General features: G+C 69.9%; 27 protein-coding genes and 3 tRNA genes. 19 read left to right on the forward strand and 11 right to left on the reverse strand.

Annotated features, from left to right (window positions below; genetic code table 11):
• Positions 1–418: 418 nt before the first annotated feature.
• Both OO014_RS17530 and OO014_RS17535 read right to left on the reverse strand, forming a co-directional pair.
• Positions 419–601: a hypothetical protein gene (locus OO014_RS17530; protein ID WP_272463614.1), complete on the reverse strand. Its 183-nt coding sequence runs from the start codon at positions 599–601 to the stop codon at positions 419–421.
• A 38-nt stretch (positions 602–639) separates the two neighbouring features.
• Entirely contained in the window at positions 640–1,014 is a 375-nt protein-coding gene (locus OO014_RS17535; protein ID WP_272463615.1) for a hypothetical protein, read from the reverse strand.
• Positions 1,015–1,091: 77 nt separating this feature from the next.
• Here OO014_RS17535 and OO014_RS17540 point away from each other — a divergent pair, with 77 nt between their 5' ends.
• Positions 1,092–1,535 (forward strand): hypothetical protein, encoded by a 444-nt coding sequence (locus OO014_RS17540; RefSeq protein WP_272463616.1) that lies wholly within the window; start codon positions 1,092–1,094, stop codon positions 1,533–1,535.
• 127 nt (positions 1,536–1,662) lie between these two features.
• Here OO014_RS17540 and OO014_RS17545 read toward each other — a convergent pair whose 3' ends face one another.
• Positions 1,663–2,478: a hydrolase gene (locus OO014_RS17545; RefSeq protein WP_272463617.1), complete on the reverse strand. Its 816-nt coding sequence runs from the start codon at positions 2,476–2,478 to the stop codon at positions 1,663–1,665.
• Positions 2,479–2,578: 100 nt separating this feature from the next.
• Here OO014_RS17545 and OO014_RS17550 point away from each other — a divergent pair, with 100 nt between their 5' ends.
• Both OO014_RS17550 and OO014_RS17555 read left to right on the forward strand, forming a co-directional pair.
• Positions 2,579–3,376, forward strand: coding sequence for a GNAT family N-acetyltransferase (locus tag OO014_RS17550; RefSeq protein ID WP_272463618.1), 798 nt, complete (start codon positions 2,579–2,581; stop codon positions 3,374–3,376).
• A gap of 58 nt (positions 3,377–3,434) precedes the next feature.
• Complete coding sequence (locus OO014_RS17555) at positions 3,435–4,337, forward strand: hypothetical protein (RefSeq protein ID WP_272463619.1); 903 nt, start codon at positions 3,435–3,437, stop codon at positions 4,335–4,337.
• 84 nt (positions 4,338–4,421) lie between these two features.
• Here OO014_RS17555 and OO014_RS17560 read toward each other — a convergent pair whose 3' ends face one another.
• Complete coding sequence (locus OO014_RS17560) at positions 4,422–5,708, reverse strand: AI-2E family transporter (RefSeq protein WP_272463620.1); 1,287 nt, start codon at positions 5,706–5,708, stop codon at positions 4,422–4,424.
• A gap of 140 nt (positions 5,709–5,848) precedes the next feature.
• Here OO014_RS17560 and OO014_RS17565 point away from each other — a divergent pair.
• The 6 genes from OO014_RS17565 (at position 5,849) to OO014_RS17590 (ending at position 8,439) form a co-directional block, all read left to right on the forward strand.
• Positions 5,849–5,921: transfer RNA gene (locus OO014_RS17565), tRNA-Thr, on the forward strand.
• A 46-nt stretch (positions 5,922–5,967) separates the two neighbouring features.
• A tRNA-Met gene (locus OO014_RS17570) sits at positions 5,968–6,044 on the forward strand.
• A 122-nt stretch (positions 6,045–6,166) separates the two neighbouring features.
• On the forward strand, positions 6,167–6,337 hold the full coding sequence (gene rpmG / locus OO014_RS17575) for a 50S ribosomal protein L33 (RefSeq protein ID WP_272463621.1): 171 nt from the start codon (positions 6,167–6,169) through the stop codon (positions 6,335–6,337).
• A gap of 126 nt (positions 6,338–6,463) precedes the next feature.
• Entirely contained in the window at positions 6,464–6,910 is a 447-nt protein-coding gene (locus tag OO014_RS17580; RefSeq protein WP_272463622.1) for an FAS1-like dehydratase domain-containing protein, read from the forward strand.
• Positions 6,910–7,356, forward strand: a complete 447-nt coding sequence (locus tag OO014_RS17585) for a MaoC/PaaZ C-terminal domain-containing protein (RefSeq protein ID WP_272463623.1) — start codon at positions 6,910–6,912, stop codon at positions 7,354–7,356. Before OO014_RS17580 ends, OO014_RS17585 begins: the two co-directional genes overlap by 1 nt.
• A gap of 9 nt (positions 7,357–7,365) precedes the next feature.
• Positions 7,366–8,439 (forward strand): UDP-N-acetylmuramate dehydrogenase, encoded by a 1,074-nt coding sequence (locus OO014_RS17590; RefSeq protein WP_272463624.1) that lies wholly within the window; start codon positions 7,366–7,368, stop codon positions 8,437–8,439.
• Positions 8,440–8,454: 15 nt separating this feature from the next.
• Here the strand turns inward: OO014_RS17590 and OO014_RS17595 are convergent, their stop codons facing one another.
• The 4 genes from OO014_RS17595 to OO014_RS17610 form a co-directional block, all read right to left on the reverse strand.
• Positions 8,455–9,132, reverse strand: a complete 678-nt coding sequence (locus OO014_RS17595; protein WP_272463625.1) for a hypothetical protein — start codon at positions 9,130–9,132, stop codon at positions 8,455–8,457.
• Between the two features lie 61 nt (positions 9,133–9,193).
• Positions 9,194–10,255: an adenosine deaminase gene (locus OO014_RS17600; protein WP_272463626.1), complete on the reverse strand. Its 1,062-nt coding sequence runs from the start codon at positions 10,253–10,255 to the stop codon at positions 9,194–9,196.
• Between the two features lie 61 nt (positions 10,256–10,316).
• Entirely contained in the window at positions 10,317–10,817 is a 501-nt protein-coding gene (locus tag OO014_RS17605) for a DUF5709 domain-containing protein (RefSeq protein WP_272463627.1), read from the reverse strand.
• Positions 10,818–10,842: 25 nt separating this feature from the next.
• Positions 10,843–12,162 carry an aminotransferase class I/II-fold pyridoxal phosphate-dependent enzyme gene (locus OO014_RS17610; protein WP_272463628.1) on the reverse strand — a complete coding sequence of 440 codons (1,320 nt, stop codon included), beginning with the start codon at positions 12,160–12,162 and terminating at the stop codon, positions 10,843–10,845.
• 187 nt (positions 12,163–12,349) lie between these two features.
• On the opposite strand from OO014_RS17610, the gene OO014_RS17615 reads away from it, so the two are divergent.
• The 5 genes from OO014_RS17615 (at position 12,350) to rplA (ending at position 15,262) form a co-directional block, all read left to right on the forward strand.
• A tRNA-Trp gene (locus tag OO014_RS17615) sits at positions 12,350–12,422 on the forward strand.
• 103 nt (positions 12,423–12,525) lie between these two features.
• Entirely contained in the window at positions 12,526–12,786 is a 261-nt protein-coding gene (gene secE / locus OO014_RS17620) for a preprotein translocase subunit SecE (RefSeq protein WP_272463629.1), read from the forward strand.
• 58 nt (positions 12,787–12,844) lie between these two features.
• Positions 12,845–13,690 (forward strand): transcription termination/antitermination protein NusG, encoded by an 846-nt coding sequence (nusG, locus tag OO014_RS17625; RefSeq protein ID WP_272463630.1) that lies wholly within the window; start codon positions 12,845–12,847, stop codon positions 13,688–13,690.
• A gap of 218 nt (positions 13,691–13,908) precedes the next feature.
• Positions 13,909–14,340, forward strand: a complete 432-nt coding sequence (rplK, locus tag OO014_RS17630; protein WP_272463631.1) for a 50S ribosomal protein L11 — start codon at positions 13,909–13,911, stop codon at positions 14,338–14,340.
• A 202-nt stretch (positions 14,341–14,542) separates the two neighbouring features.
• Positions 14,543–15,262: a 50S ribosomal protein L1 gene (gene rplA, locus OO014_RS17635; protein WP_272463632.1), complete on the forward strand. Its 720-nt coding sequence runs from the start codon at positions 14,543–14,545 to the stop codon at positions 15,260–15,262.
• A 60-nt stretch (positions 15,263–15,322) separates the two neighbouring features.
• Here rplA and OO014_RS17640 read toward each other — a convergent pair whose 3' ends face one another.
• The 3 genes from OO014_RS17640 to OO014_RS17650 all read right to left on the reverse strand — a co-directional run bounded on the left by OO014_RS17640 (position 15,323) and on the right by OO014_RS17650 (position 18,088).
• Positions 15,323–16,132: a DUF3152 domain-containing protein gene (locus OO014_RS17640; protein ID WP_272463633.1), complete on the reverse strand. Its 810-nt coding sequence runs from the start codon at positions 16,130–16,132 to the stop codon at positions 15,323–15,325.
• Between the two features lie 70 nt (positions 16,133–16,202).
• Positions 16,203–16,892 (reverse strand): response regulator, encoded by a 690-nt coding sequence (locus tag OO014_RS17645; RefSeq protein ID WP_272463634.1) that lies wholly within the window; start codon positions 16,890–16,892, stop codon positions 16,203–16,205.
• Positions 16,889–18,088, reverse strand: a complete 1,200-nt coding sequence (locus OO014_RS17650) for a sensor histidine kinase (RefSeq protein WP_272463635.1) — start codon at positions 18,086–18,088, stop codon at positions 16,889–16,891. Before OO014_RS17650 ends, OO014_RS17645 begins: the two co-directional genes overlap by 4 nt.
• A gap of 233 nt (positions 18,089–18,321) precedes the next feature.
• On the opposite strand from OO014_RS17650, the gene OO014_RS17655 reads away from it, so the two are divergent.
• The 5 genes from OO014_RS17655 (at position 18,322) to rplL (ending at position 21,501) form a co-directional block, all read left to right on the forward strand.
• Positions 18,322–18,543 (forward strand): hypothetical protein, encoded by a 222-nt coding sequence (locus tag OO014_RS17655; protein ID WP_272463636.1) that lies wholly within the window; start codon positions 18,322–18,324, stop codon positions 18,541–18,543.
• On the forward strand, positions 18,540–19,457 hold the full coding sequence (locus OO014_RS17660; protein ID WP_272463637.1) for an ATP-binding cassette domain-containing protein: 918 nt from the start codon (positions 18,540–18,542) through the stop codon (positions 19,455–19,457). The genes OO014_RS17655 and OO014_RS17660 overlap by 4 nt, the downstream gene beginning before the upstream one ends.
• Positions 19,444–20,193, forward strand: coding sequence for a hypothetical protein (locus OO014_RS17665; protein WP_272463638.1), 750 nt, complete (start codon positions 19,444–19,446; stop codon positions 20,191–20,193). Before OO014_RS17660 ends, OO014_RS17665 begins: the two co-directional genes overlap by 14 nt.
• Positions 20,194–20,454: 261 nt before the next feature.
• Positions 20,455–21,042 (forward strand): 50S ribosomal protein L10, encoded by a 588-nt coding sequence (rplJ, locus tag OO014_RS17670; protein WP_272463639.1) that lies wholly within the window; start codon positions 20,455–20,457, stop codon positions 21,040–21,042.
• A gap of 66 nt (positions 21,043–21,108) precedes the next feature.
• Positions 21,109–21,501: a 50S ribosomal protein L7/L12 gene (gene rplL, locus OO014_RS17675; protein WP_272463640.1), complete on the forward strand. Its 393-nt coding sequence runs from the start codon at positions 21,109–21,111 to the stop codon at positions 21,499–21,501.
• Positions 21,502–21,539 lie beyond the last annotated feature (38 nt).

The following is a 21,539-nucleotide window of genomic DNA, read 5'->3' on the forward strand; positions in this document are numbered from 1 at the left end:
TCAGCCCGGTGCAACCTACGGATCTCTGCCCAGTCCTCCACTGACAACACTCCTGCCTCCCTGCCTCGAAGCTGAGGACAGGGTCTCTGCAGGGGGTCAAAATTCGACCGTCGATACAGGGTCAGTTTTCAGGCGTCGTCGACAGGCGAACCGGTCTGCGAATGGCATCCAGAACCACACCCGGACCCAGCGAGGCACGCGGTCAAGTCGGGGCGTCAGCCCATGCTCGGGCGGGGTCCAGTTCCAAGCAGGCCGGACCCCGGGAGGCGGTCGCCACGGGCCGGGTGAGGGCACGATGTCGAAGTCGGCCATGACCCGAGTCTGTCACCGCCGCCGCCAACGCGGCATGGTCGGACGTCCCGTCCTCAACGCGGCATGGTCGGACGTCCCGTCCTCAACGCGGCATGTGCGAGCGTCTTCAGCCCAGGCCCGAGAGGTCCGCCCCAGCCTTGAGCGACACGTCGAAGTAGTCCAGCAATGTGTCCGCGATGAGCGGGGGCATCCGCACGACGGGGCGACCGATGCCCGCCTGCGCCTCCACCTCCCAAGCGATGACGCGTCGGAGTTGCTCGAACACTTCGTCGCGGCTCTGGTCATTCACGTCCGTAGTTTGCATGATCAGCGGCAAATGAGTGCGTGTCAGTCGAGAACGACGCGGTTTGTGTCAACCCGGTCAGCTGGCCAAGCCGTGTCCGCCGAATCAACGAACCAGATGGGGGTTTCCGAGCCCTTTGCCAGAAGCGCGCCGACTTCGGCGACCCAGGTGGCCGAACGGCATTCGAAGATGAGGGTCTGCATGAACGTCGGGTCCGGCATCCCACTATCCGCAGACTGCCGATCTGCCCAGTCTCCGGCCGTCATCTCGACCGGGTAGATGTTGGTCAGCGGCGCGGCAGAGCCGTCGCAGTGAACCTCATCGTCGCTGTCGATGATACGGCTATCGAGTCGCAACGTCGCTCGAACGCGGTCGAACAGATTCGGACTTTCGCTCAGGATAAGCAGGGACCTGGACACCGTGGCAGGCTACCGATTCCCGCGACCACGCAGCGGCCGCTCCGGACGTCCGCCTCGAAGGCAATATGCTTCTCCGCGTGGAGCGGAGCGAGCCGCACTTGAACCATGAAGTCATGCGGATGATGTGGGACAGGCCCGCCAGCAAGGTGTGGCTATCCCTGGTGGAAGCAGGCACTGCCGCTGACTTCGACGGGCTCGCTCGCGAGGCGGGATTAGACCCCCTTGGCCGCTCTTGGATTGAGGTTGACGCAGCTCGCGCCCGGCGATTTCTAGTCGCGATCCTGCACAAGGACCTGGCCTACAAGAGCGTCGTGATGCCTGAGCGCCGAGCCGAATGGCTCGCTGACCAGTTCCTGAGTGCCTTCGAGAGGTTCAACGGTCGGTTCGCGACTAACTCCCCCGACAGCCCGGATGGCTTTCCCTTCTCCTGGACGCCTGCGACGACCTACACCTTCGATGCTGGAATCGCGGTGCTCGGGGAGTCCGGGGCAGGCATCTACTGGGTGGCCGACGAGGACTGAACCAACGTCCGACTCTCGGCAGATCCGGACCATCACGACCACCTCGAAATCCTGCAGTCCGCCTCAGAAACGCTCGATAGTGCAGTGCGTCCGCCGCCCCGCCCGGGAAACGGCGGAGCAGCTCCGATCAGGTCAGGTGGTCGTAGTCGCCGCGCACCCAGGCGGCGTGACGGTCGGCCGAGGTCCGAATGACCTGCTTGGCGTCACGAGGGACGACCGCGCCGAAGTTGTTGTAGAGCCGGTCGAAGTGCAGCCCCTCGACCTGGCCGGCGATGCGCTGGACCACGTTGCCCGAGAGGGGCAGCCGATTCGGGTAGCTGCGCATGAAGCTGACGGTCCTACCGTCAGGGTTCGTGAAGATCGCGTCGCCGGCGAGCAGGACCCCGCGTCCTTCGTTGCCGCCGGACCACTCGACCACGGTCTGGCCCGCGAAGTGGCCACCGACCCGGTGGAGCGTCAGACCCGGAGCCACCTCGTGCACGTCGTCGTAGAACTCCACGAGATCGGGGCGGCGCACCCACTCGCGGTCCCGTTCCGCGAGGATCACCGGCGCCCCCAGGGCCTTGGCCCACTCCGTCTGGACGCCGTACATGTGCGGGTGACTCGCCGCCACGGCCAGCGTCGGGCCGAGGCCGCGGACGACGTCGACGGCCTCGTCGTCGATGTAGCCGACGCAGTCGAAGAGGAGCGTCCCCTGCGGAGTGCGGACCATCATCGACTGCTGTCCGATCCCGACGGCGGGCTCGGCGGTGAGGCCCCAGAGGTCCGGCTCGACCTCGGTGACGACCACGCGAGTGCCGCCCTCACGCAAGGTCTCCAGGGTCGTCCACTGCTGCCCCTCGGCGGGCACCCACTGCCGCTCGTCCTCGCAGATCGCGCAGGCCGGCGGCGGCTCCGGGATGTCGGCGGTCTCAACGGCGCACGTCGCGCAGATCCAGATCACCAGCTCAGCCTCTCCCACGGGAAGCCGCTCCGCCCAGTTCTTTTCGCAGCCTGCGACATAAGCCCTCGCCAAGCTGGGATGGCGCGGTCAGGATGTCGGCATGAGTCTCGACCCGGCTGCCCTGCTTGCCGCCTACGACGACCAGCTGCGCACCGACGCAGAGCTACCGGGTGCAGCGTCGGTCGCCCGGCACGGGCCACTCGTCCTCGGCACCTACCCGGGTGGGCGGGGATTCGTGACCTACCGGGACCTCGGCGGAGCTGACCGTGCTGGTGTGGCAGACCTCGTTGCCGCGGCCCTCGCGCACTTCCGGGCCGACCCGGCGATGCGGCTCGTCGAGTGGAAGACGCGGGGGCACGACCATGCCCCCGGGCTCCACGAGGCCCTGGTCAGCGCCGGTTTCGTGCCGGGGGAGCCGGAGTCGATCATGATCGGTGAGGCGCGCAGCCTCATCGCGGACGTCCCCGTGCCTGCGGGGGTGATGCTGCGGCAGATCCGGGACGAGCGGGACGTCCGTGCGATGACGGCCATGGTCGGTGGCGTCTTCGGCGACTCCGAAGGGGCCTCCGAGCGGACCGCGGACTCCCTGTTGCTCCGGCTCGATCGGCGCGACGGCATGGAGCTGTGGGTCGCTGAGGCCGGGGGCGAGATGGTGTCAGCCGGCCGCCTCGAACCGGTCGCGGGCACGGAGTTCGCCGGCATCTGGGGCGGCGCGACATGTCCCGAGTGGCGGGGCCGGGGGATCTACCGCGCGCTGACGGCCGAACGAGCCAGATCCGCGCTGGCGCTCGGCAAGCGCTTCGTCAACAGCGACTCGACCGAGTTCTCCCGACCGATCCTCGAGCGATCCGGTCTGGTCAAGGTCTCGACCACGACGCCCTATGAGTGGCGCCCATGACTCGCCGGGCGCCCCGGCCGGACCCGCCTCCGCGGCGCCCCAGCGACACAATGTGTGGGTGATCCTCCACCTGCGGGCTGCGGTCCAGCAGCTCTATGCCGTGCCGCCTGGTGAGTTCACCGCGCTGCGCAAGCAGCTGGCCGACGAGGCCAAGGCCGCCGGTGACCCGGACCTTGCCAAGCGCGTCTCCGCCCTGCGCAAGCCGACGGTGGCCGCCTGGGCGATGAACCACTTCGTCCGGACCCAGCCCGACGGGCTCGCGGAGTTTCGCGGCTTCGCCGAGCTGCTCCGGGAGGCGCAACGCACCCTCGACGCCGATCAGCTCCGGACCCTCGGCCGCGAGCGGGCCCGCCGCGTCGACGCCCTCGGACTGGAGATCGCCACCGCCGCCACGGAGGCCGGGACCTCGGTCGGTGCAGGCGCCCTCGCCGAGGTGCACGACACCCTCGTCGCGCTCATCGCCGACGAGGACGCCGAGAAGAAGATCCTGACCGGGGCGCTCGTCAAGGCCCTCAGCTACTCCGGCTTCGGCTCGGTCGACATCGAGGACGCCGTCGCCTTCGAGGACGACGAACCCGCCTTCAAGGTCATCGACGGCGGCGGCCCCAACGCAGAGGCCGGCGACGGCGCCACCTCTGCAGCCTCGGCCGAGGCAGCCGCCGTCGACCTCGAGGAGCGTCGCCGAGCCAAGCGCGAGGCGCAGCGCAACCGGCTCGCGGGCGCCCTGCAGGCGACCCGCGACGCGGCCCGTGAGGTCGACCGCACCGTCGCCGTCCTCACGGCACGTCAGGAGGAGGTGACCGAAGGCATCGCCGACCTCGAGCGCCGGCTCTCCACGGCGCGCGAGCGACTGGCCAAGGTCACTGCCGAGCTCGAGGGGGCCACGGCCGAGCGGGAGCGGCGCGAGGGCGCGCTGCAGCAGGCCGAGCGGGCCCTCGCCGACCACGACGCGCAGTCGTGACCCAGCAGTCCACTCAAGGTCACCACGGAGACGGGACCGAGCCCAGCGGCATACGACAGCGGTGGTGGCGAGCCGCGACGTGACTCAGCGGGAGCGGTGTCCCAGCAGACCCCTCAGGCGGTGGTGCTTGGCGACGAGGTCGGCGTCCCCGTCGCTCTCCTCCACCTCACGCTCGCCCGGCTGCAGCTCGGCGAGATCGGGCACCAGCTCGTACTTGTGGGAGTAGATGTCGAAGAGCGCCAGCAGCAGCGCCGCCACCGGCACCGCGACGAACGCGCCCCCGATCCCGAAGAGGGAGGCGCCGAAGAGCACCGCGCCGAACGACACGGCGGGGTGGACGTTGACCGCCGAGGCCGAGATGCGCGGCTCCAGCGTGATGTTCTCGATCTGCTGGTAGACGACGGCGAAGGCGAGGACCGCAAGGCCCTGCCACGGCTGGTCCCCGATGAGCCCGATGACCACGGGCAGCGCGATGGCGATGTAGGTGCCGACCGTCGGCACGAACTGTGCGATGACGCCGGTCCAGATGCCGAGCGCCAGCCAGTAGTCCATCCCGATGACGAGCATGAAGGCGGCCGACAGTGCGCCGTTGATCGCTGCGAGGACGACCCGCGCGGAGACGTAGCCGCCGGTCTTGCGCACAGCCAGGTCCCACGCGAGCCCGAACATCTCCTGCTGGCGCGGCGGCACGAGCTGGGCGATCCACCGGCGCAGGCGGGGGCCGTCCGCCGAGAAGTAGTACGTGAAGAACGCGAAGGTCAGCGTGCTGAAGGCGGCCGCCACGACGGACACGAGGAAGCCCAGGACGCCCCCGGCGAGGTTCTGCGCGACGGTGGTCAACGTCGAGGTGCCCACGCCGAGCCGATCGAGCAGCTTCTGGTAGTCGAGGTCGATGCCGAAACGGTCGGACGCCCACTTCGTCAGGTCCTCGAGAAGGGCGGGGACCGACTCTGCGAAGGTGCCGATCTGGTCGGACAGGAGCCGACCGAAGACGAAGATGAAGGCGGCGAGCGACAGGAGACTGCCGAACATGACGATCGCCGTGGCCAGCCCCCGCTTCATCGACTGGCTGAGCTTCGAGACCGCCGGCTCCATCGCGATGGAGGCGAGGAAGGCCAGGATGAGGGTGAAGATGACGCCGCCGGCGTCGGAGAGGACGAAGCGGGCCAGCGCGGCGAGCGCGATGACGGCCACGACGACCCAGGCGGCGCGCCAGATGCTGTAGCGGTTGAGGTGGATCTGGACGTCGGTCGCGTCGTCGGGCGTCCGTGGCGCGCGGATCTCCACCTGCTCCAGGGCGTCGCTCGCGGCCTCAGGAGCCTGGTCCTTGGGGTGATCCTCGGCGGGAGCGTTCCCCGGATCGTCGCTCATGGCAGCATCCTTGCAGCGCCGGGGCCTGAGGGGCAGCGGGGACGCGCGGTCGGCGCCGATTTCACGTCGGGTGGCTCGACCGTGTAGTCTCACGGTCGCACAACAGGTCAGCCGAGTGCCTCGCGCCCAAGGCTGGCCGTGCCCCAATAGCTCAGTCGGCAGAGCGTTTCCATGGTAAGGAAAAGGTCTAGGGTTCGATTCCCTATTGGGGCTCTGGTCGGTCGGCCGTGGCCCGCACGCGGGCTGCCCGACAGCCCATGGCGGGGTAGCTCAGCTGGTTAGAGCGCACGACTCATAATCGTGAGGTCGCGGGATCGAGTCCCGCTCCCGCTACCACTGCGCGGGCCCGGGCGATTTCAGGAAACGCCCGGGTCTCGCGTATTCTTGGACGTCGCGTGCGCGCAGCGCGCGACATCGAGACCCTGATTCATCCGCAGTCATTTCGAGAGCAGGTTGTTGTGGCCAGCAAGAGCACGGACGTCCGTCCCAAGATCACCATGGCGTGTGCCGACTGCAAGCACCGCAACTACATCACGAAGAAGAACCGTCGTAACAACCCCGACCGGCTCTCCTTCAACAAGTTCTGCCCCAACTGCGGCAAGCACACCGAGCACCGCGAGACGCGCTGAGCGTCCGTCGCCTCGAACGCTCCCTCGGCCAGCCGGCCGGGGGAGCGTTCTGCGTCCCCATGGTGCCCCCAGCCATGGCCGTATGCCGCTGGGTCGGCTCTCGCGATCGCCGCTAGGCTGCCGCTCATGCCGGTGAACGCTGACTTCCAGGGACGCACCTATCCGCCGACCCAGCCCTACGGGGTGAGCGCGGCCAAGATCCGCGAGTTCGCCGAGGCGGTGGGCTCCAGTGACCCCGTCCACACGGATCCGACGGTGGCCCGGGAGCGTGGCTATGCCGACGTCATCGCGCCGCCCACGTTCGCGGTGCTCATCGCTCAGCAGTGCGACGCGCAGCTGATCGCGGACCCCGAGGCCGGCATCGACTTCTCGCGGGTCGTGCACGGCGAGCAGAAGTTCGTCCACCACCGGCCGCTCACCGCTGGCGACTCCGTCGTCGGCACCCTGCACGTCGACACCGTGCGCGAGGCAGGCGGCCACGCCATGGTCACCACCCGCACCGAGCTGGCCACCGAGGGCGGAGAGCCGGTCTGCACGGCCACGTCCACCATCGTCATCCGAGGAGCCGAGTGATGGAAGAGACGACAGCAGCGGCCGGCATCCGGCGACTGGCGGAGGTCGCCGTCGGCGACGCCCTGCCCGCCAAGACGATCCACGTCGACCGGGCCCGGCTCGTCCAGTACGCCGGCGCGTCGCTCGACCGCAACCGGATCCACTGGGACGAGACCTTCGCCAAGTCCGTCGGCCTGCCGGACGTCATCGCGCACGGCATGTTCACCATGGGGGCGGCCGTCACCGTCGTCACCGAGTGGGTCGGGGATGCCGGGCGGGTCATTGAGTACGGCACCCGGTTCACCCGGCCGGTCGTCGTCCCCTACGAGGCGGGGGCCGACATCGAGGTTGCCGGGGTGGTCAAGGCGGTCGACGCCGAGACCGGCCGGGTGACGGTTGAGCTGACGGCGACCGCCTCCGGCGACAAGGTCCTCGGCCGTGCCCTCGCCGTCGCGCGGCTGGACTGACCGATCGGCGTGCGCGAGGAAAACGACGTCCCGCTGGCCTCCCTGACGACGATGCGGGTCGGCGGTCCGGCTGCCCGGCTCGTCACCGTGGAGACGACCGATGAGCTCGTCGATGCGGTGCGCGAGGTCGACGACGCCGACGAGCCGCTCCTGATCCTGTCCGGCGGGTCCAACGTCGTCGTGTCGGACGCCGGCTTCCCCGGCACCGTGGTGCGCATCGCGAGCCGGGGCATCGTCCCCGAGTCGGCGGACCGGTGCGGGGGCGCGGTCGTCCGGGTGGCCGCCGGCGAGGTGTGGGACGACATCGTCGCCCGTGCCGTCGACGAGGGGTGGGCTGGAGTCGAGGCGCTGAGCGGCATCCCCGGGCTCACCGGCGCCACGCCGATCCAGAACGTCGGCGCCTACGGCCAGGAGGTTGCCCAGACGATCGCCCAGGTCCGGGTCTGGGACCGGCAGGAGCAGGCCGTGCGGACGTTCTTCAACGCCGACTGCCACTTCACCTACCGGCACTCGCGCTTCAAGGGGACGGATCGCTACGTCGTCCTCGATGTGCTCTTCCAGCTCGAGCTCGCCGACCTGAGCAGGCCCATCGCCTACGCAGCCCTCGCCGACGGGCTCGGGGTGCCGCTCGGGACCCGGGTGCCCCTGGGGGAGACGCGGCGGGCGGTGCTGGAGCAGCGCCGGCGACGCGGGATGGTCCTGGATGCCGACGACCACGACACGTGGTCCTGCGGATCGTTCTTCACCAACCCGATCCTCACCCAGGACGAGTTCGACGACCTGGCCGAGCGCGCGGCGGAGCGGCTGGGTTTCGAGGCACCCGCGCCGCCGAGGTTCCCCGAGCCGGACGGCCGCGTCAAGACGAGCGCGGCTTGGCTCATCGACCACGCGGGCTTCGGCAAGGGCTTCGGTCTGCCTGCGCCCGCGGCGCTCTCCACCAAGCACACCCTCGCCGTCACGAACCGCGGCGGAGCCAGCGCCTCGGACGTCCTCGCCCTCGCCCGCCGGGTGCAGGCCGGGGTCCAGGAGGTTTTTGGCGTTCGTCTCGTCAACGAGCCGGTGCTCGTCGGCGAGACGCTCTGATCCGGGCGGCGTCGCTCAGTCGAGGAGCTTGCGCGAGTAGACGTGGGCCTCGATGGTCTTGTCCGTCGTCGAGACCTGGTACGCCGGACGGTGGTACTCGAGCACGAGCGGGCTCACGCCGCGGTCGATCTTGAAGTACAGCCAGCCCTTCTTGACCTCGCCCCGCTTGGCAGCCTCGACGACCGGGCCGTAGGTCTTCTCGAAGGCCTTGGCGAACTCGGTCGTCGACTTGACGTCGACGTCGCCCAGCCGGAGGAAGAGCTGGCTCGGCGCCAGGGTCGCGGTGAACCGGTCACCCGCGGCGAGCGTGACGCGGATCCCGACCAGCTCGAAGGCCTCCTCCGCGACCGGGTTGCCCTCGGGCCAGGTGATGTTGCGGACGACCCGGTGCACCTTGATGACGTGGCCCAGGGTGGGCACCTCGAGGCGCACGCTCACCTTGCTCCGAGTCGGCTCGGCCTCCGGAGTCGCCGTCGTCTCCGTCGCCGTCGCGGTCGTCGAGGTCGAGCCCGGGGTCGACGTGGACGCTGCTGTCGCCGCAGGGCGGCGGGTGGGGTTCGCCGTCACCGGGGCCTCGCCGCTGCAGGCGGCGACGGCGAGGAGCGGTGCCAGTGCGGCGACCGACGCAAGGCGTCGGAGTCGGTTCGGCCGGGCGCTGCGGGGGCTCGCGGTGAGCTGCGTGTGTGTCGTCATATCCGCTCCAGCATGAACGGCGCACCCGGCCTCGGGCAAACCGAGGGCTGCCGCGTCCGGCTCATCGCGGTGGTCCTGCGGGCTTCCCGGACGAGGGCGTGAGCCACGCATCGATGTCCTCCAGCGCGGCGCGACGCACGCCATCTGGGGCGCGACTGGCCAGGATGGAGCCGCGTGCCAGCTCGGCGAGCTCGGCATCGGAGCAGCCGAGGGAGCGCGCGGCCGTGTACTGCGAGGACAGCCGGCTCCCGAACAGGAGCGGGTCGTCGGCGCCCAGGGCCACCCGGACCCCCGCTTCCATGATCCGGCGAAGCGGGACATCCTCAGGGTCGGCGTACACGCCCAGGGCCACGTTGCTGCCCGGGCAGACCTCCAACGCGACCCCGGCGGCGGCGACAGCGTCGAGGACCTGCGGGTCCTCGACGGAACGCACGCCGTGCCCGATGCGGTCGGGCCCGAGGTGCTCGAGCGTCTCCATCACGGACTGGGCGCCGAGCAGCTCGCCACCGTGCGGGACGAGCGCCAGGCCGGCCCGTCTCGCGATTCCGAAGGCCGGCGCGAAGTCCGCCACGAGGCCGCGACGCTCATCGTTGGACAGCCCGAACCCGACCACCTCGCCCGGGCCGGATCCCGCATGCCGCGCCGCGAGCCGGGCGAGGGTCCTCGCCTCCAGCGGATGCCGCATCCGGCTGGCGGCGACGACGACGCCCACCCCGATCTCGCCGGAGGCCGAAACGGCACGGGCCTCGTCGAGCACGATCTCCAGTGCCGGGGTGATCCCTCCAACGAATGGGGCGTATGACGTCGGGTCGACCTGGATCTCGAGCCAGCGCGACCCCTCCGCGGCGTCGTCCAGGGCCGCCTCCCGGACGATGCGGCGCATGTCCTCCTCGCCCCGGACACAGGCGCGGGCCGCGTCGTAGAGACGCTGGAAACGGAACCAGCCCCGCTCATCGGTGGCCTTGGCGAGCCTGGGCGGCCAGTCGCCGAGAAGTGCGTCAGGCAGCCGGATGCCGTGCTTGGCCGCGAGGTCCCGCACCGTGTCGACGCGCATCGACCCGGTGAAATGCAGGTGGAGGTGCGCCTTGGGCAGCACCTCCACCAAGCGATCCGAGCCGGTCATGCGGGCCAGTCTGGCAGCACAGCGGGACCGGCCGTCAGAGGTCGCGCGGACCGCGGCGAACTCACTCCTCGATGATGTGGACCGCAGCCTCCTCGGCCGACGCGGCCGCCCCGTCGACCCCGACGTCGCGAGCCCACGACTGCTTCTCGGCGTCCTCGTGGGCCCCCTCGTCGTCGGCCACGAGTCGGCCGGCCCGGCGCGAGCCGACCTCGCTGTCGCCGAGCCAGTCGTCCTCGGCGTCGATGGCGTCCGGGTCGTCGCCGCCGACCCGGTCGTCCTCGTCGAGCCCGCTCTCGTTGTCGGGAGCGCCGTAGGCCGAGGTCGGGTCCGGCTCCTCCTGCAGGATGCGCTGGTCGATCGTCTCGTCCAGCGACTGCTCGTACGGCGTGGTGCCGAACGCGTTGGCACCCCGCGGGCTGTCCGCAGGGGAGTAGCCGCGGTCGAGGGCGTCCTCGACCTCGTCACCGACGAGGGTGTCCTCCGGTTGCAGCTGGTCCTCGTCGTCCACGCTGAAGGTGGTGAGGTCGTCGGAGATGCTCTCGTTGGGCTCGATGCCGCTCATGCTCGGTTCCTTCCTGGTTCAGCGGTCAGGACGCGCTCTGCCCTGCCCCTACCCGCAAGTCGCGATCTGCCGCAACCTTCTCCGCAGCGGCGAGCGCGACGCACGTGGCCACGCCGGCCATGGCCGTGCGCACCTCGTCGAGTCCGGGGAAGCTCGGTGCGAGCCGGATGTTGCGATCACGGGGATCCTGCCCATGGGGGAAGGACGCACCTGCGGGGGTGAGGGCGATGCCGGCCTCCTTGGCCAGCTGCACGACCCGCGACGCGGTGCCGTCGAGGACGTCGAGGTTGACGAAGTAGCCGCCAGTGGGGTGGCTCCACTCGGCGACGCCGCGGCCGGCGAGCTCGTCGGTCAGGGCAGCGTCGACGGCGGCGAACTTCGGGGCGAGGATCTCGCGGTGCTTCGCCATGTGGTCCCGCACCCCCTGGGCAGAGCCGAAGAACTCGGCGTGACGCAGCTGGTTGACCTTGTCCGGACCGATCGAGGCCATGGAGAGGTGCTTGAGGTACCAGGCGATGTTGGCCTCGCTCGTTGCGAGCACGGCCACCCCTGAGCCGGCGTAGGTGATCTTCGACGTCGACGCGAAGACGATGGCCCGGTTGGGGTGCCCGGAAGCAGCGGTGAGGGAGAGGATGTCGGCGCTCTTGGCCTCGTCCTCGGTGAGGTGGTGGAAGGCGTAGGCGTTGTCCCAGAAGATCGTGAAGTCCGGGGCGGCGGTCGGCATCGCCGCGAGCCGCGCCGCGATCTCCTGGGACACGACGGCGCCGGTGGGGTTGGAGTAGGTGGGGACGATCCAGATCCCCCTGATGGTGGGGTCGTCCTTGACCAGTGCCTCGACCGCCGCCATGTCGGGGCCGTCGGCGTGCATGTCGACCGTGACCAGCTCGATGCCGAAGGAGGCGACGAGGGAGAAGTGGCGGTCGTAGCCCGGGACGGGGCAGATGAAGCGCACCTTCTCCTCCTCCACCCAGCGGCGCGGGGAGTCGACCCCGCCATGGAGGAGGAAGTTGACGATCGTCGTCTGCATCATGCTCAGGCTGGAGTTCCCTCCGACGATGACCTGGGACGGGCTCGTGCCGAGCAGCTCGGCGAAGATCTCGCGCAGCTGCGGCAGGCCCTCGAGGCCGCCGTAGTTGCGCACGTCCGTGCCGGCGCGGTCCTTCGTCGAGGTCGGCAGGCCAAGGAGGGCATCCGACAGGTCGAGCTGCTCAGGCGCGGGCTTGCCCCGCGTCAGGTCGAGCTTGAGGCCCTCCCCCCGCAGCCGGTCGTAGGCCGCCTGCCGGTCCTGGAGGAACCGGGTCAGCTCGTCGTCGGTGAGGTCTGCCAAGGGCGCATGCGTCGTCACGCGTCGATCCTCCCACCTGCACCGGGTCCCGTCGCCCGTCGTCCGCATGCCGGTGGACCGTGAGCCTCTCCTGTCGCAGCCCGGTTCGCCATGCTCGGCTCTGTCCCGTATGATCGACCTTCGGACGGCGCGCTGGCCATGCTGCTGGCTGCCGTTCCGCCGGGAATCCCCCAACGAGACCCGGTGAAGGGCAATAGCTCAATTGGTAGAGCACTGGTCTCCAAAACCAGCGGTTGGGGGTTCGAGTCCCTCTTGCCCTGCGTTCCAGAGTGGTCGTCGTGCGTGGCGGCACGCGGCTCATCACCTCGCCAGATGCGGTCGGGGTGCTGTCGCGGGCTGCACCCAAGACAGAAAGTAGGAATCGTGACGGAGACGAGCGCCAAGCGTGGGTCCGGCCGGGCCGACAAGGCGGCGGGTGGCAACCCGGTCTCACGGCTCTTCGGTGCGATCAGCCTCTTCGTGCGCCAGATCCTGGACGAACTGCGCAAGGTGGTGCGGCCGACCGGGCCCGAACTCGTTCGGTACACCTCCGTCGTGATCGTCTTCGTGCTGGTGATCATGGCCCTCGTCTCCGGGCTCGACCTCGGGTGGAGCAAGCTCGTGTCGTGGGCCCTGGCGGGCTAGACGCTCTAGTCGGCCCGAGCCCAGAGCAGAACCAACCAGCAAGGAAGTAGGTCAGAGCGTGTCCGACCAGTTCGCCCAGCAGGGCGTTGACACCGAGTACGCCGAGAGCGACACCACGGCCGCCGAGGCCGACGCGGACCGCTCCTTCGATGCGCCGCTCGACGATGTGGTGGACGCGGAGTCGGCTGCGGAGACCGAGGCCGAGGTGACCGAGGAGTCCGCCGCGGACGACCTCGAGGACGCGTCCGCCGAGGCCGAGTCGACCGCTGAGTCGACCCCCGCGTCTGCCGTCGAGCAGGACCCGGTGGCGGCGTTCAAGGCCGACCTGCGCTCGCGCGTCGGCGACTGGTTCGTCGTCCACTCGTACGCCGGCTACGAGAACCGGGTCAAGGCGAACCTCGAGACGCGCATCCAGACCCTCAACATGGAGGACTACATCTTCGAGATCGAGGTCCCCATGGAAGAGGTGACCGAGATCAAGAACGGGCAGAAGAAGCTCGTCCGCCGCGTGCGGATGCCCGGCTACGTGCTCGTCCGGATGGACCTGACCGACGAGAGCTGGGGCGCCGTGCGCCACACCCCGGGTGTGACGGGCTTCGTGGGCAACGCCCACCAGCCGGTTCCGCTGTCCATCGACGAGGTCTTCACGATGCTGGCGCCGAACCTCGAGGTTCCCGCCGAGACCGGTGGCGCCGCAGCCTCGAAGAGCACCGCGCCGAAGCCGGCCGCCGTCGTCGACTTCGAGGTCGGCGAGTCGGTCACCGTCATGGAGGGCCCCTTCGAGACCCTTCCGGCGACCATCTCCGAGATCAACGCCGACACCCAGAAGCTCAAGGTGCTCGTCTCGATCTTCGGCCGCGAGACCCCGGTGGAGCTCTCCTTCGGACAGGTCGCCAAGATCTGAACGCAAGGGGGCCCACGGCCGCGGCCGGCCTGCGCCCCCGAGTGCCCCCGAAAGGCCCGCATGGTCACGCCTGCGTGAAACGTGCGGCACAATAGAAGACTTGTGGGCTGCGGTCCACAGAACAACCGGCACCGCTTCCTGATGCCGGTCCATGCAACCGGGTCATCGCCCATACCGACAGGACTGGCGTCGGCCCACAACCACGAAGGTAGGCAGTCATGCCCCCCAAGAAGAAGGTCTCCGGCTTCATCAAGCTGCAGATCCAGGCCGGTCAGGCCACGCCCGCCCCGCCCGTCGGCCCCGCGCTCGGTCAGCACGGTGTCAACATCATGGAGTTCGTCAAGGCGTACAACGCCGCGACGGAGTCCCAGCGCGGCAACGTCATCCCGGTCGAGATCACGGTCTACGAAGACCGCTCGTTCACCTTCATCACGAAGACCCCGCCGGCCGCCGAGCTGATCAAGAAGGCTGCGGGCGTCCCCAAGGGCTCAGGTGAGCCGCACAAGACCAAGGTCGCCAAGCTCTCGCGCGAGCAGGTCCTCGAGATCGCCCGCCAGAAGATGGAAGACCTCAACGCCCACGACGAGGAGATGGCGGCGCGCATCATCGCCGGCACCGCTCGCTCGATGGGCATTGACACGGAGCTCTGACGAACCTGCAGCGGAGGTTGGGGGCCGAGCTTGCGAGGCACCCGGCCGAAGCGGAAGGTGAGGAAGAGTGACGAATGGGCTCAGGGCTCTGACCGCGCGTCAGCCCTGAAGCCAGCCCAGCGGCATACGACATGCTGTTGGGCAGTGGGAGGGCCAGCGCTGGCCCAGCACCACGACTCCACACCAAGAACCAAGGAGCATCATGAAGCGCAGCAAGAACTACCGCGCAGCCGCCGAGCTCGTCACGCCCGGCAAGGTCTACGCCCCGCTCGAGGCAGTCCGCGTCGCCAAGCAGACGGCCAAGGCCAAGTACGACGAGACGGTCGAGGTCGCCATGCGCCTCGGCGTCGACCCGCGCAAGGCCGACCAGGCTGTCCGCGGCACGGTCAACCTGCCGCACGGCACCGGCAAGACGGCCCGCGTCCTCGTGTTCGCCAACGCCGACAAGGCCGAAGCTGCTCGTGAGGCGGGCGCCGACTTCGTCGGCTCCGACGACATGATCGAGAAGATCACCGGTGGCTGGCTCGACTTCGACGCCGTCGTCGCGACGCCCGACATGATGGGCAAGGTCGGCCGTCTGGGTAAGGTCCTCGGTCCGCGTGGCCTCATGCCGAACCCCAAGACCGGCACCGTGACGATGGACGTGGCCAAGGCGGTCACCGACATCAAGGGCGGCAAGATCGAGTTCCGCGTCGACAAGCACGCGAACCTCCACTTCATCATCGGCAAGGCGTCCTTCGACGAGAAGGCGCTCGTCGAGAACTACGCCGCCGCGCTCGAGGAGATCCTCCGTCTCAAGCCGTCCAGCTCCAAGGGCCGCTACATCGAGAAGGCGACCATCAGCACGACGATGGGCCCGGGCATCCCGCTCGACCACACCAAGACCCGCAACCTCCTCGTAGAGGAGGACGCGCAGGGCTGATCCTGCGTGCACCGACGGCCCGCCTCCCCACCGGGGACGGCGGGCCGTCGCGTTGTCACATCACGTGGTGTCTGCCTTGGCAGCCGGCCAGGGCCAAGCGGTACAGCCCTTGAGGCCGTAGGTCTGCTGCATCATCACCGGGGCGACCTGGCCCGGGCCGCCGCAGTAGTCGTGACCATGGCCGAGGCCGTGACCCACCTCGTGGTTGACGAGGTAGCTGCGATAGGCGGCCAGGTCAGACCCGTAGGCCGCGACGCCGAGCTGCCAACGGCGCAGGTTGATGACCGCGCGTCCGCCGTTGTGGCAGCTGACCTGTCCTCGAGTCTGCAGCGGAGCGCAGAGCCGGTCGGTGGTGTCGGGGCTGGCCAGCGCGATCCGCAGATCGACCTGCGCGCCGCCCTGGATCTCCTCGGGGGAGACCGCCACGAACCGGACGTCGTCGACCTGCTGCCAGCCACGTGGGTCCGTCAAGGTCTGGGCCACCATCGTCGCGAACTCGGCAGGGTCGACCTCGAGCCCGCCTTCCGCCTCGATGCTGATCCGCACCGGGCGGCCCGTGTCGGCGGTCGTCAGGGCATCCCCCGGGATCGTCACCGGAGTCAGCGTCCCGCTGCCTCGTTCGACCACTCGTGGTGGGGCTGGCTTCTTCGCGGCAGAGGGCGCTGCCGGACCCTTGGAGCGGAGACCGACCTCGGTCGACACCTTGCCGATCGCCGCGAGGGCACCACTGGCACCCGACTCGTTCGAGGCCCGCGCCACCACCCACACGTTGGCGACGAGGCAGGCGGCGACGGCCGTCGCCGCTGCGGCCCGCTGGAGGCGTAGTCGGCGCACGGAGGTCGCAGGCCGGGCCCTCGCCTGCTCTCGCATGCTGCTCACGCTAGGACACGCCGGACGTGAAGACGAGCACCCGCGCCGGGTCTCGCCCGCAAAGAGCCCGTCACCGCAGTCCGTGCACTTCCAGGGCGAGCTGGACCCGGTTGCCGACGCCGAGCTTCTCCATGACGCGCGACACGTGGGCCTTGACGGTGGGGAGGCTGAGGTGGAGGTCTGCGGCGATCTCGGCATTGGAACGGCCCTGGCCGACCGCCAGGGCCACCTCGCGCTCGCGAGGGGTGAGGCAGGCTAGGGCGTGATCCGCCACGGCCTGCCGGTCGCTCCGGTCGGGCCGGGTCGCCGCGGCGACCAGGAGCGACATGGCGCCCGGGGAGAGGGCATGCTCCCCCCGGGCCACTTCACGAAGAGCCGGGAGCAGGCGCACGGGGGCGTCATCCTTGAGGAGGAACCCTCGTGCTCCGGCCCGAAGGGCGCGCAGGACGAGGGTGTCGCTGTCGAGGGTCGTGAGGACGAGGACCCGGGCGGACGGGCAACGGGCCAGCACCTCAGGGGTCGCCGCGACGCCGTCCGTGCCAGGCATCCGGATGTCCATCAGCACGACGTCGGGGCACAGTCGCTCGGCGAGATCCGCAGCTTCCGCGCCGTCCCGGCCTTCCCCGACGACGTCGACGTCCGGGGCGGCGCCGAGGATGAGCCGGAGGCCGGAACGGACCAGGGGATCGTCGTCGACGATGACGACGCGCAGGCTGCGCCGGCCCTGCTGGTCGGCGGACACGTCCAGCTCCGTGGTCATGGTCGCTCCACCCTGCGCTCGGTCGTCGGGAGGGTCGCCAGCACCACGAAGCGGCCCGTATGGGGTCCCGCTGACAGCGTCCCACCCAGGGACTTGGCGCGTTCGGACATGCCGATGAGACCGTAGCCCTGGCCGCTGGTCCCTCCGGATCGCTCAAGGCTGCTGGACAGGGGGTTGGTCACCTCGAGGAACAGCTCACCGTCACCCGCGTCGCGCACGGTGATCTCCACAGGTGCGCGCGGCGCGTGCTTGCGGGCATTGGTCAGGGTCTCCTGGATGATCCGGTAGAGCTGGCCGCCGACGACGGGTCCGACAGGACTGGTGGGCGTGAGGAACCCGCCCTGGTCGCTCACCGAGACCTGCCCATGCAGGCGTGCCTCCGCGATGAGCATCGGCAGATCGGACAGCCCCGGCGCCTCGAGCGACTCCGCGCCGCCCGAGGCACGGAGGCTGCCGAGAGTCGAGCGGAGCTCTTCGAGGGCTTGGTGAACCGTGCGGTGGACGACGCGGCTCGACTCGGCGTGTGTCTCGCGCGGCAGGTCGGGGCGGGTCGCCATGGCGCCCGCATGCAGTGCGACGATGGACAGCCGGTGGGCCAGCGAGTCGTGCATCTCGCGGGCGATGCGGCTGCGCTCCGCCAGGTGCGCTCGGGCGACGGCGGCCTCCAGCTGGGCCCGCCGCGAGGCGACGAACGATCCGACTGCCACGGCTGCACCGGTGGCGACGAGGCTGGCGAGCGCCACTCCCAGGGTTGGGCCGAGTGTCGTGGCCGCACCGAAGATCCACGACCGGACCACCAGCTCGTGCGCGGTCATTCCCAGGGCCACCGCTGCGCCCGCCACCGTCCGGATGCGTCGAGCGGGCTCCCGGAGAACTGCCAGCCAGATGAGTGCGGGCGCGACCGCGAAGGAGGAGACAGCGGTGAGGAGCAGGGCGGGCGCGACGTGAGAGGGCCGCAGCTGCCGCCGCCTGGTCTGCCAGAGGGCCAGCAGGGCGAGGTGCCCGGCGACCGCGTCCAGCCCCAACAGGCCGTGGGCCGTCGGGCTCAGGCCGGCCTGCGCGCGTGCAGCTTCCGCGATCTCGGAACCCAGCAGGCTCCAGCCGCCGACGAGCGCGGTGAGAGTGAGGGTCAGCGATGTCAGCCGCGACCGGGCGCTGCCGCCCGCGCGGAGCTCACCCCTGACGCCCCCGACCATGGGCCGAGTGTAGGCAACCCCTCCTCACCCAACCACCTGACACGGTCCCGGCGCCGGTCGGACGCGGCCGCGACCTTGGTAGGGGGTCCACCCGAGACTCCGGACAGCAAAGACGATGCCAGCGGCCGATGCGCCCACCAGCGCCGCTCGGTGATCGTTGTCATCGTCGCCGCGGGGGCATCCCGGGGGCCAGGGCGCGACCCGCCCTCTCGCACAACCGACAAAGGAGCGCTGTGCGCCGAGAAAAGCTGCGCCAGGGCTGGTATGCCCTCGCCCTCCCGCTGATTCCCCTCGCTGTCCTCTTCCTCGACCGCAACGTCGGGTGGTACGCCGACCTCCCGCGCGTCGTGCACTGGCTGGCCGGTTTGGGCGTCGCGCTGCTCATCCTGCTGGTGCTGCGCGTGACGAACCCCTGGGAACGGGCCGCCGCCTCGCGCGACGAGAGCACGTCATGATTCGGGTCGAGGGGCTGACCAAGTCCTACGGGTCCCGGTCGGTGCTCACGGGGGTCACGTTCGATGCCGCTCCGCACGCGGTGACAGGCTTCCTCGGCCCCAACGGGTCCGGCAAGTCGACGAGCCTGCGAGTCATCGTCGGTCTGGCCGAGGCGGACCGGGGGAGCGCAACCGTCCTCGGGAGGCGATTCAGGGACCTCCCGGACCCCCGCCGCGTCGGCATCCTGCTCGACTCGGGCGCCTTCCATCCCGGCCGAACCGCCAGGGAGACCCTGCGCCTGTCTGCACGGCTCATGAGCATCCGCGCGCAACGTGCCGAGGAGTGCCTGGAGGTCGTCGGGCTCTCCGAGGCCGCGGGCAAACGCGTCGGCCAGTTCTCGCTCGGGATGCGTCAGCGACTCGGTCTCGCCCACGCACTGCTCGGCGACCCCGAGGTACTCATCCTCGACGAGCCGGCCAACGGACTGGATCCCCAGGGGGTTCGCTGGCTCCGGACGTTGCTGAGTGGTCTGGCCGACCGCGGAGGCACCGTCCTGCTCTCCTCGCACGCCCTCTCCGAGGTGGAGCGCATCGCCGACCGCGTCGTCGTCCTCAGGGGCGGGGAGGTGGTGGCGAGTGGCGCGGGCGCCGAGGTCACCGGCGGCACGTGGTGCCGGGTGAGCACGGAGGACGACCAGGCCCTGGCTCGAGCGCTGTCCAGTGCCGGACTGGCCTACCGGATGCAACCGCACCACGGTCTGGTCGTGGCGGCTGTGCCCCCGCTCGTCGGCACCGTCGCCCGCGACGCCGGCCTGGTCGTGCACGAGCTGTGCCTGAGCCCACAGCTGAGCCTGGAGGACGTCGTGGTCGGAACTGCACCGGCCTCCGCGTCCGAGTCCTCCCTCACGAAGGAGGCGACCAATGCCCGCCTCTGATCTGCCACGGCCGGGACGGCCCTCGTTCGGTCGCCTCGTCGAGGTCGAGGCCCGCAAGCAGGTGGACACTAGGGCGGGCCGGTGGTTGCTGGGCGTCGTCCTGACCGTCTACGGCGCCGGTGCGCTGATGGGCGGTGCCGGGGGGTTCGCCGACGCCTTCGCGGTCGGGGCCATGCCGTTGGGAGTGCTTCTTCCCATCATCACGATCCTGGGGGTCACGACCGAGTGGTCGACCGGGACGAGTGTCATCACCTTCGTGCTCGAGCCCCGGCGCGGGCGGGTCCTGGCCGCCAAGGTGGTCGGGGGGCTCGTGCTCGCGACGGTGCTCATCATGCTCGCGCTGGCGGCCGCCGCCCTCACGACGTTCCTCACCTCCGCGTCAAGCGGGCGAACGCCGGACTGGGACCTGTCCTGGTGGCAGGTGACGGGTCTCTCGGCCCTGCTTCTGCTCGGCTCCGCGCAGGGTGCCGCACTGGGTGCGCTCATCCAGCACACGGCGGCGTCGGTCGCCGGGTTCCTGCTCGTCCCGACGCTGGGCACTCTCGTGTTCACGTCGCTGCTCGGCAACGGTCCGCTGGTTCCCTGGCTCAGCATCAACGACGCCATGACGCCGCTGACGGGACCCAGCCCCCTGACGCCCACCCAGCTGGCCCAGCTCGGCACGGCCTGTGCTCTGTGGATCGTCGTGCCGGGACTCCTGGGCGCCTTCCGCTGGACCCGTCGCGAGATCTCCTGAGGGGCCCACCCTCCGCCGATTTGGCCGCCCGGCCATCAGCCCGTACGCTTACTACCGACCAATGACCGCCGGTTGGAGGACGTGGGCACCACGCCCCTCCCGAAGGTTCCACACGATGTGGGCAGCCAGCGCAGGACACTCAGCCCAGCAGCATACGATCCGTATGTTCTTGTGAGCCCCGTGCGCCTGCGCCGGGGCTCTTTTCGTGTGGGCCCCTCGGATCCTTCCGCCTGTGGCACGACGCAAGGGAAGGAGGCCCAGATGAGCAAGTCCGAAAGGACCGCTGCCATCGCCGAGATCGCGGACAAGTTCCGGGAGTCCGGCGCGGCCGTTCTCACCGAGTACCGCGGCCTGACCGTGAAGCAGCTCTCGACGCTGCGCAACTCGATCCGAGAGCACGCAACCTACGCCGTGGTCAAGAACACGCTGACCGAGAAGGCTGCAGCGGAAGCCGGTATCACGGCTTTCGAGGGCCAGCTCCAGGGCCCGACTGCCATCGCCTTCGTCACCGGTGACCCGGTCGAGGCGGCCAAGGGCCTGCGTGACTTCGCCAAGGCAAACCCCCTCCTCGTGATCAAGGCTGGCGTCCTCGACGGCAAGCCGCTGACCGCCGAGGACATCACGAAGCTCGCGGACCTCGAGTCCCGCGAGGTTCTCCTGGCCAAGCTTGCGGGTGCCATGAAGGGCTCCCTCAACAAGGCTGCTTACCTCTTTGTCGCGCCTCTCTCGCAGGCCGTTCGCACCGTCGACGCCCTGCGCGCGAAGGTCGAGGCACAGAGCCCCGCCGCGGAGGCCGCTCCGGCCGACGAGGCAACCACCGACGTCGCCGAGGGTGGCGACGAGGGCTGACGCGTTACGCGCGTCCGCTCATTCACCAAACCGCCACTCACGGCAAGTAACAGGAAGGAAGCCATCATGGCGAAGCTCAGCACCGACGAGCTCCTTGACGCTTTCAAGGAGATGACCCTCATCGAGCTCTCCGAGTTCGTGAAGCTCTTCGAGGAGACCTTCGAGGTCACCGCCGCCGCTCCGGTCGCCGTTGCGGCTGCCGGCGCCCCGGCTGCCGGCGACGGCGGCGCGGCCGCCGAGGAGGAGAAGGACGAGTTCGACGTCGTTCTCATGGCCGCCGGCGACAAGAAGATCCAGGTCATCAAGGAGGTCCGCGCGCTCACGAGCCTCGGCCTCAAGGAGGCCAAGGACCTCGTTGACGGCGCCCCCAAGCCCGTCCTCGAGAAGGTCGACAAGGCTGCGGCCGAGAAGGCCAAGGAGCAGCTCGAGGGCGCCGGCGCCACCGTCGAGCTCAAGTGAGCTGACGCTCTCTCTCGCGAAGGCGGGCCCGACCACCC

The sequence above is a fragment of the Intrasporangium calvum genome, assembly GCF_028446585.1.
Lineage (GTDB): Bacteria > Actinomycetota > Actinomycetes > Actinomycetales > Dermatophilaceae > Intrasporangium > Intrasporangium calvum_A.

Bases quoted from the DNA above. Each gene is read 5' to 3' on its own strand.
- OO014_RS17550 (WP_272463618.1), top strand. From the start codon at position 2,579: ATGAGTCTCGACCCGGCTGCCCTGCTTGCCGCCTACGACGACCAGCTG.
- OO014_RS17560 (WP_272463620.1), bottom strand. From the start codon at position 5,708: ATGAGCGACGATCCGGGGAACGCTCCCGCCGAGGATCACCCCAAGGAC.
- OO014_RS17580 (WP_272463622.1), top strand. From the start codon at position 6,464: ATGCCGGTGAACGCTGACTTCCAGGGACGCACCTATCCGCCGACCCAG.
- OO014_RS17585 (WP_272463623.1), top strand. From the start codon at position 6,910: ATGGAAGAGACGACAGCAGCGGCCGGCATCCGGCGACTGGCGGAGGTC.
- OO014_RS17595 (WP_272463625.1), bottom strand. From the start codon at position 9,132: ATGACGACACACACGCAGCTCACCGCGAGCCCCCGCAGCGCCCGGCCG.
- OO014_RS17600 (WP_272463626.1), bottom strand. From the start codon at position 10,255: ATGACCGGCTCGGATCGCTTGGTGGAGGTGCTGCCCAAGGCGCACCTC.
- OO014_RS17605 (WP_272463627.1), bottom strand. From the start codon at position 10,817: ATGAGCGGCATCGAGCCCAACGAGAGCATCTCCGACGACCTCACCACC.
- rplK (WP_272463631.1), top strand. From the start codon at position 13,909: ATGCCCCCCAAGAAGAAGGTCTCCGGCTTCATCAAGCTGCAGATCCAG.
- rplA (WP_272463632.1), top strand. From the start codon at position 14,543: ATGAAGCGCAGCAAGAACTACCGCGCAGCCGCCGAGCTCGTCACGCCC.
- OO014_RS17640 (WP_272463633.1), bottom strand. From the start codon at position 16,132: ATGCGAGAGCAGGCGAGGGCCCGGCCTGCGACCTCCGTGCGCCGACTA.
- OO014_RS17645 (WP_272463634.1), bottom strand. From the start codon at position 16,892: ATGACCACGGAGCTGGACGTGTCCGCCGACCAGCAGGGCCGGCGCAGC.
- OO014_RS17650 (WP_272463635.1), bottom strand. From the start codon at position 18,088: ATGGTCGGGGGCGTCAGGGGTGAGCTCCGCGCGGGCGGCAGCGCCCGG.
- OO014_RS17660 (WP_272463637.1), top strand. From the start codon at position 18,540: ATGATTCGGGTCGAGGGGCTGACCAAGTCCTACGGGTCCCGGTCGGTG.
- OO014_RS17665 (WP_272463638.1), top strand. From the start codon at position 19,444: ATGCCCGCCTCTGATCTGCCACGGCCGGGACGGCCCTCGTTCGGTCGC.
- rplJ (WP_272463639.1), top strand. From the start codon at position 20,455: ATGAGCAAGTCCGAAAGGACCGCTGCCATCGCCGAGATCGCGGACAAG.
- rplL (WP_272463640.1), top strand. From the start codon at position 21,109: ATGGCGAAGCTCAGCACCGACGAGCTCCTTGACGCTTTCAAGGAGATG.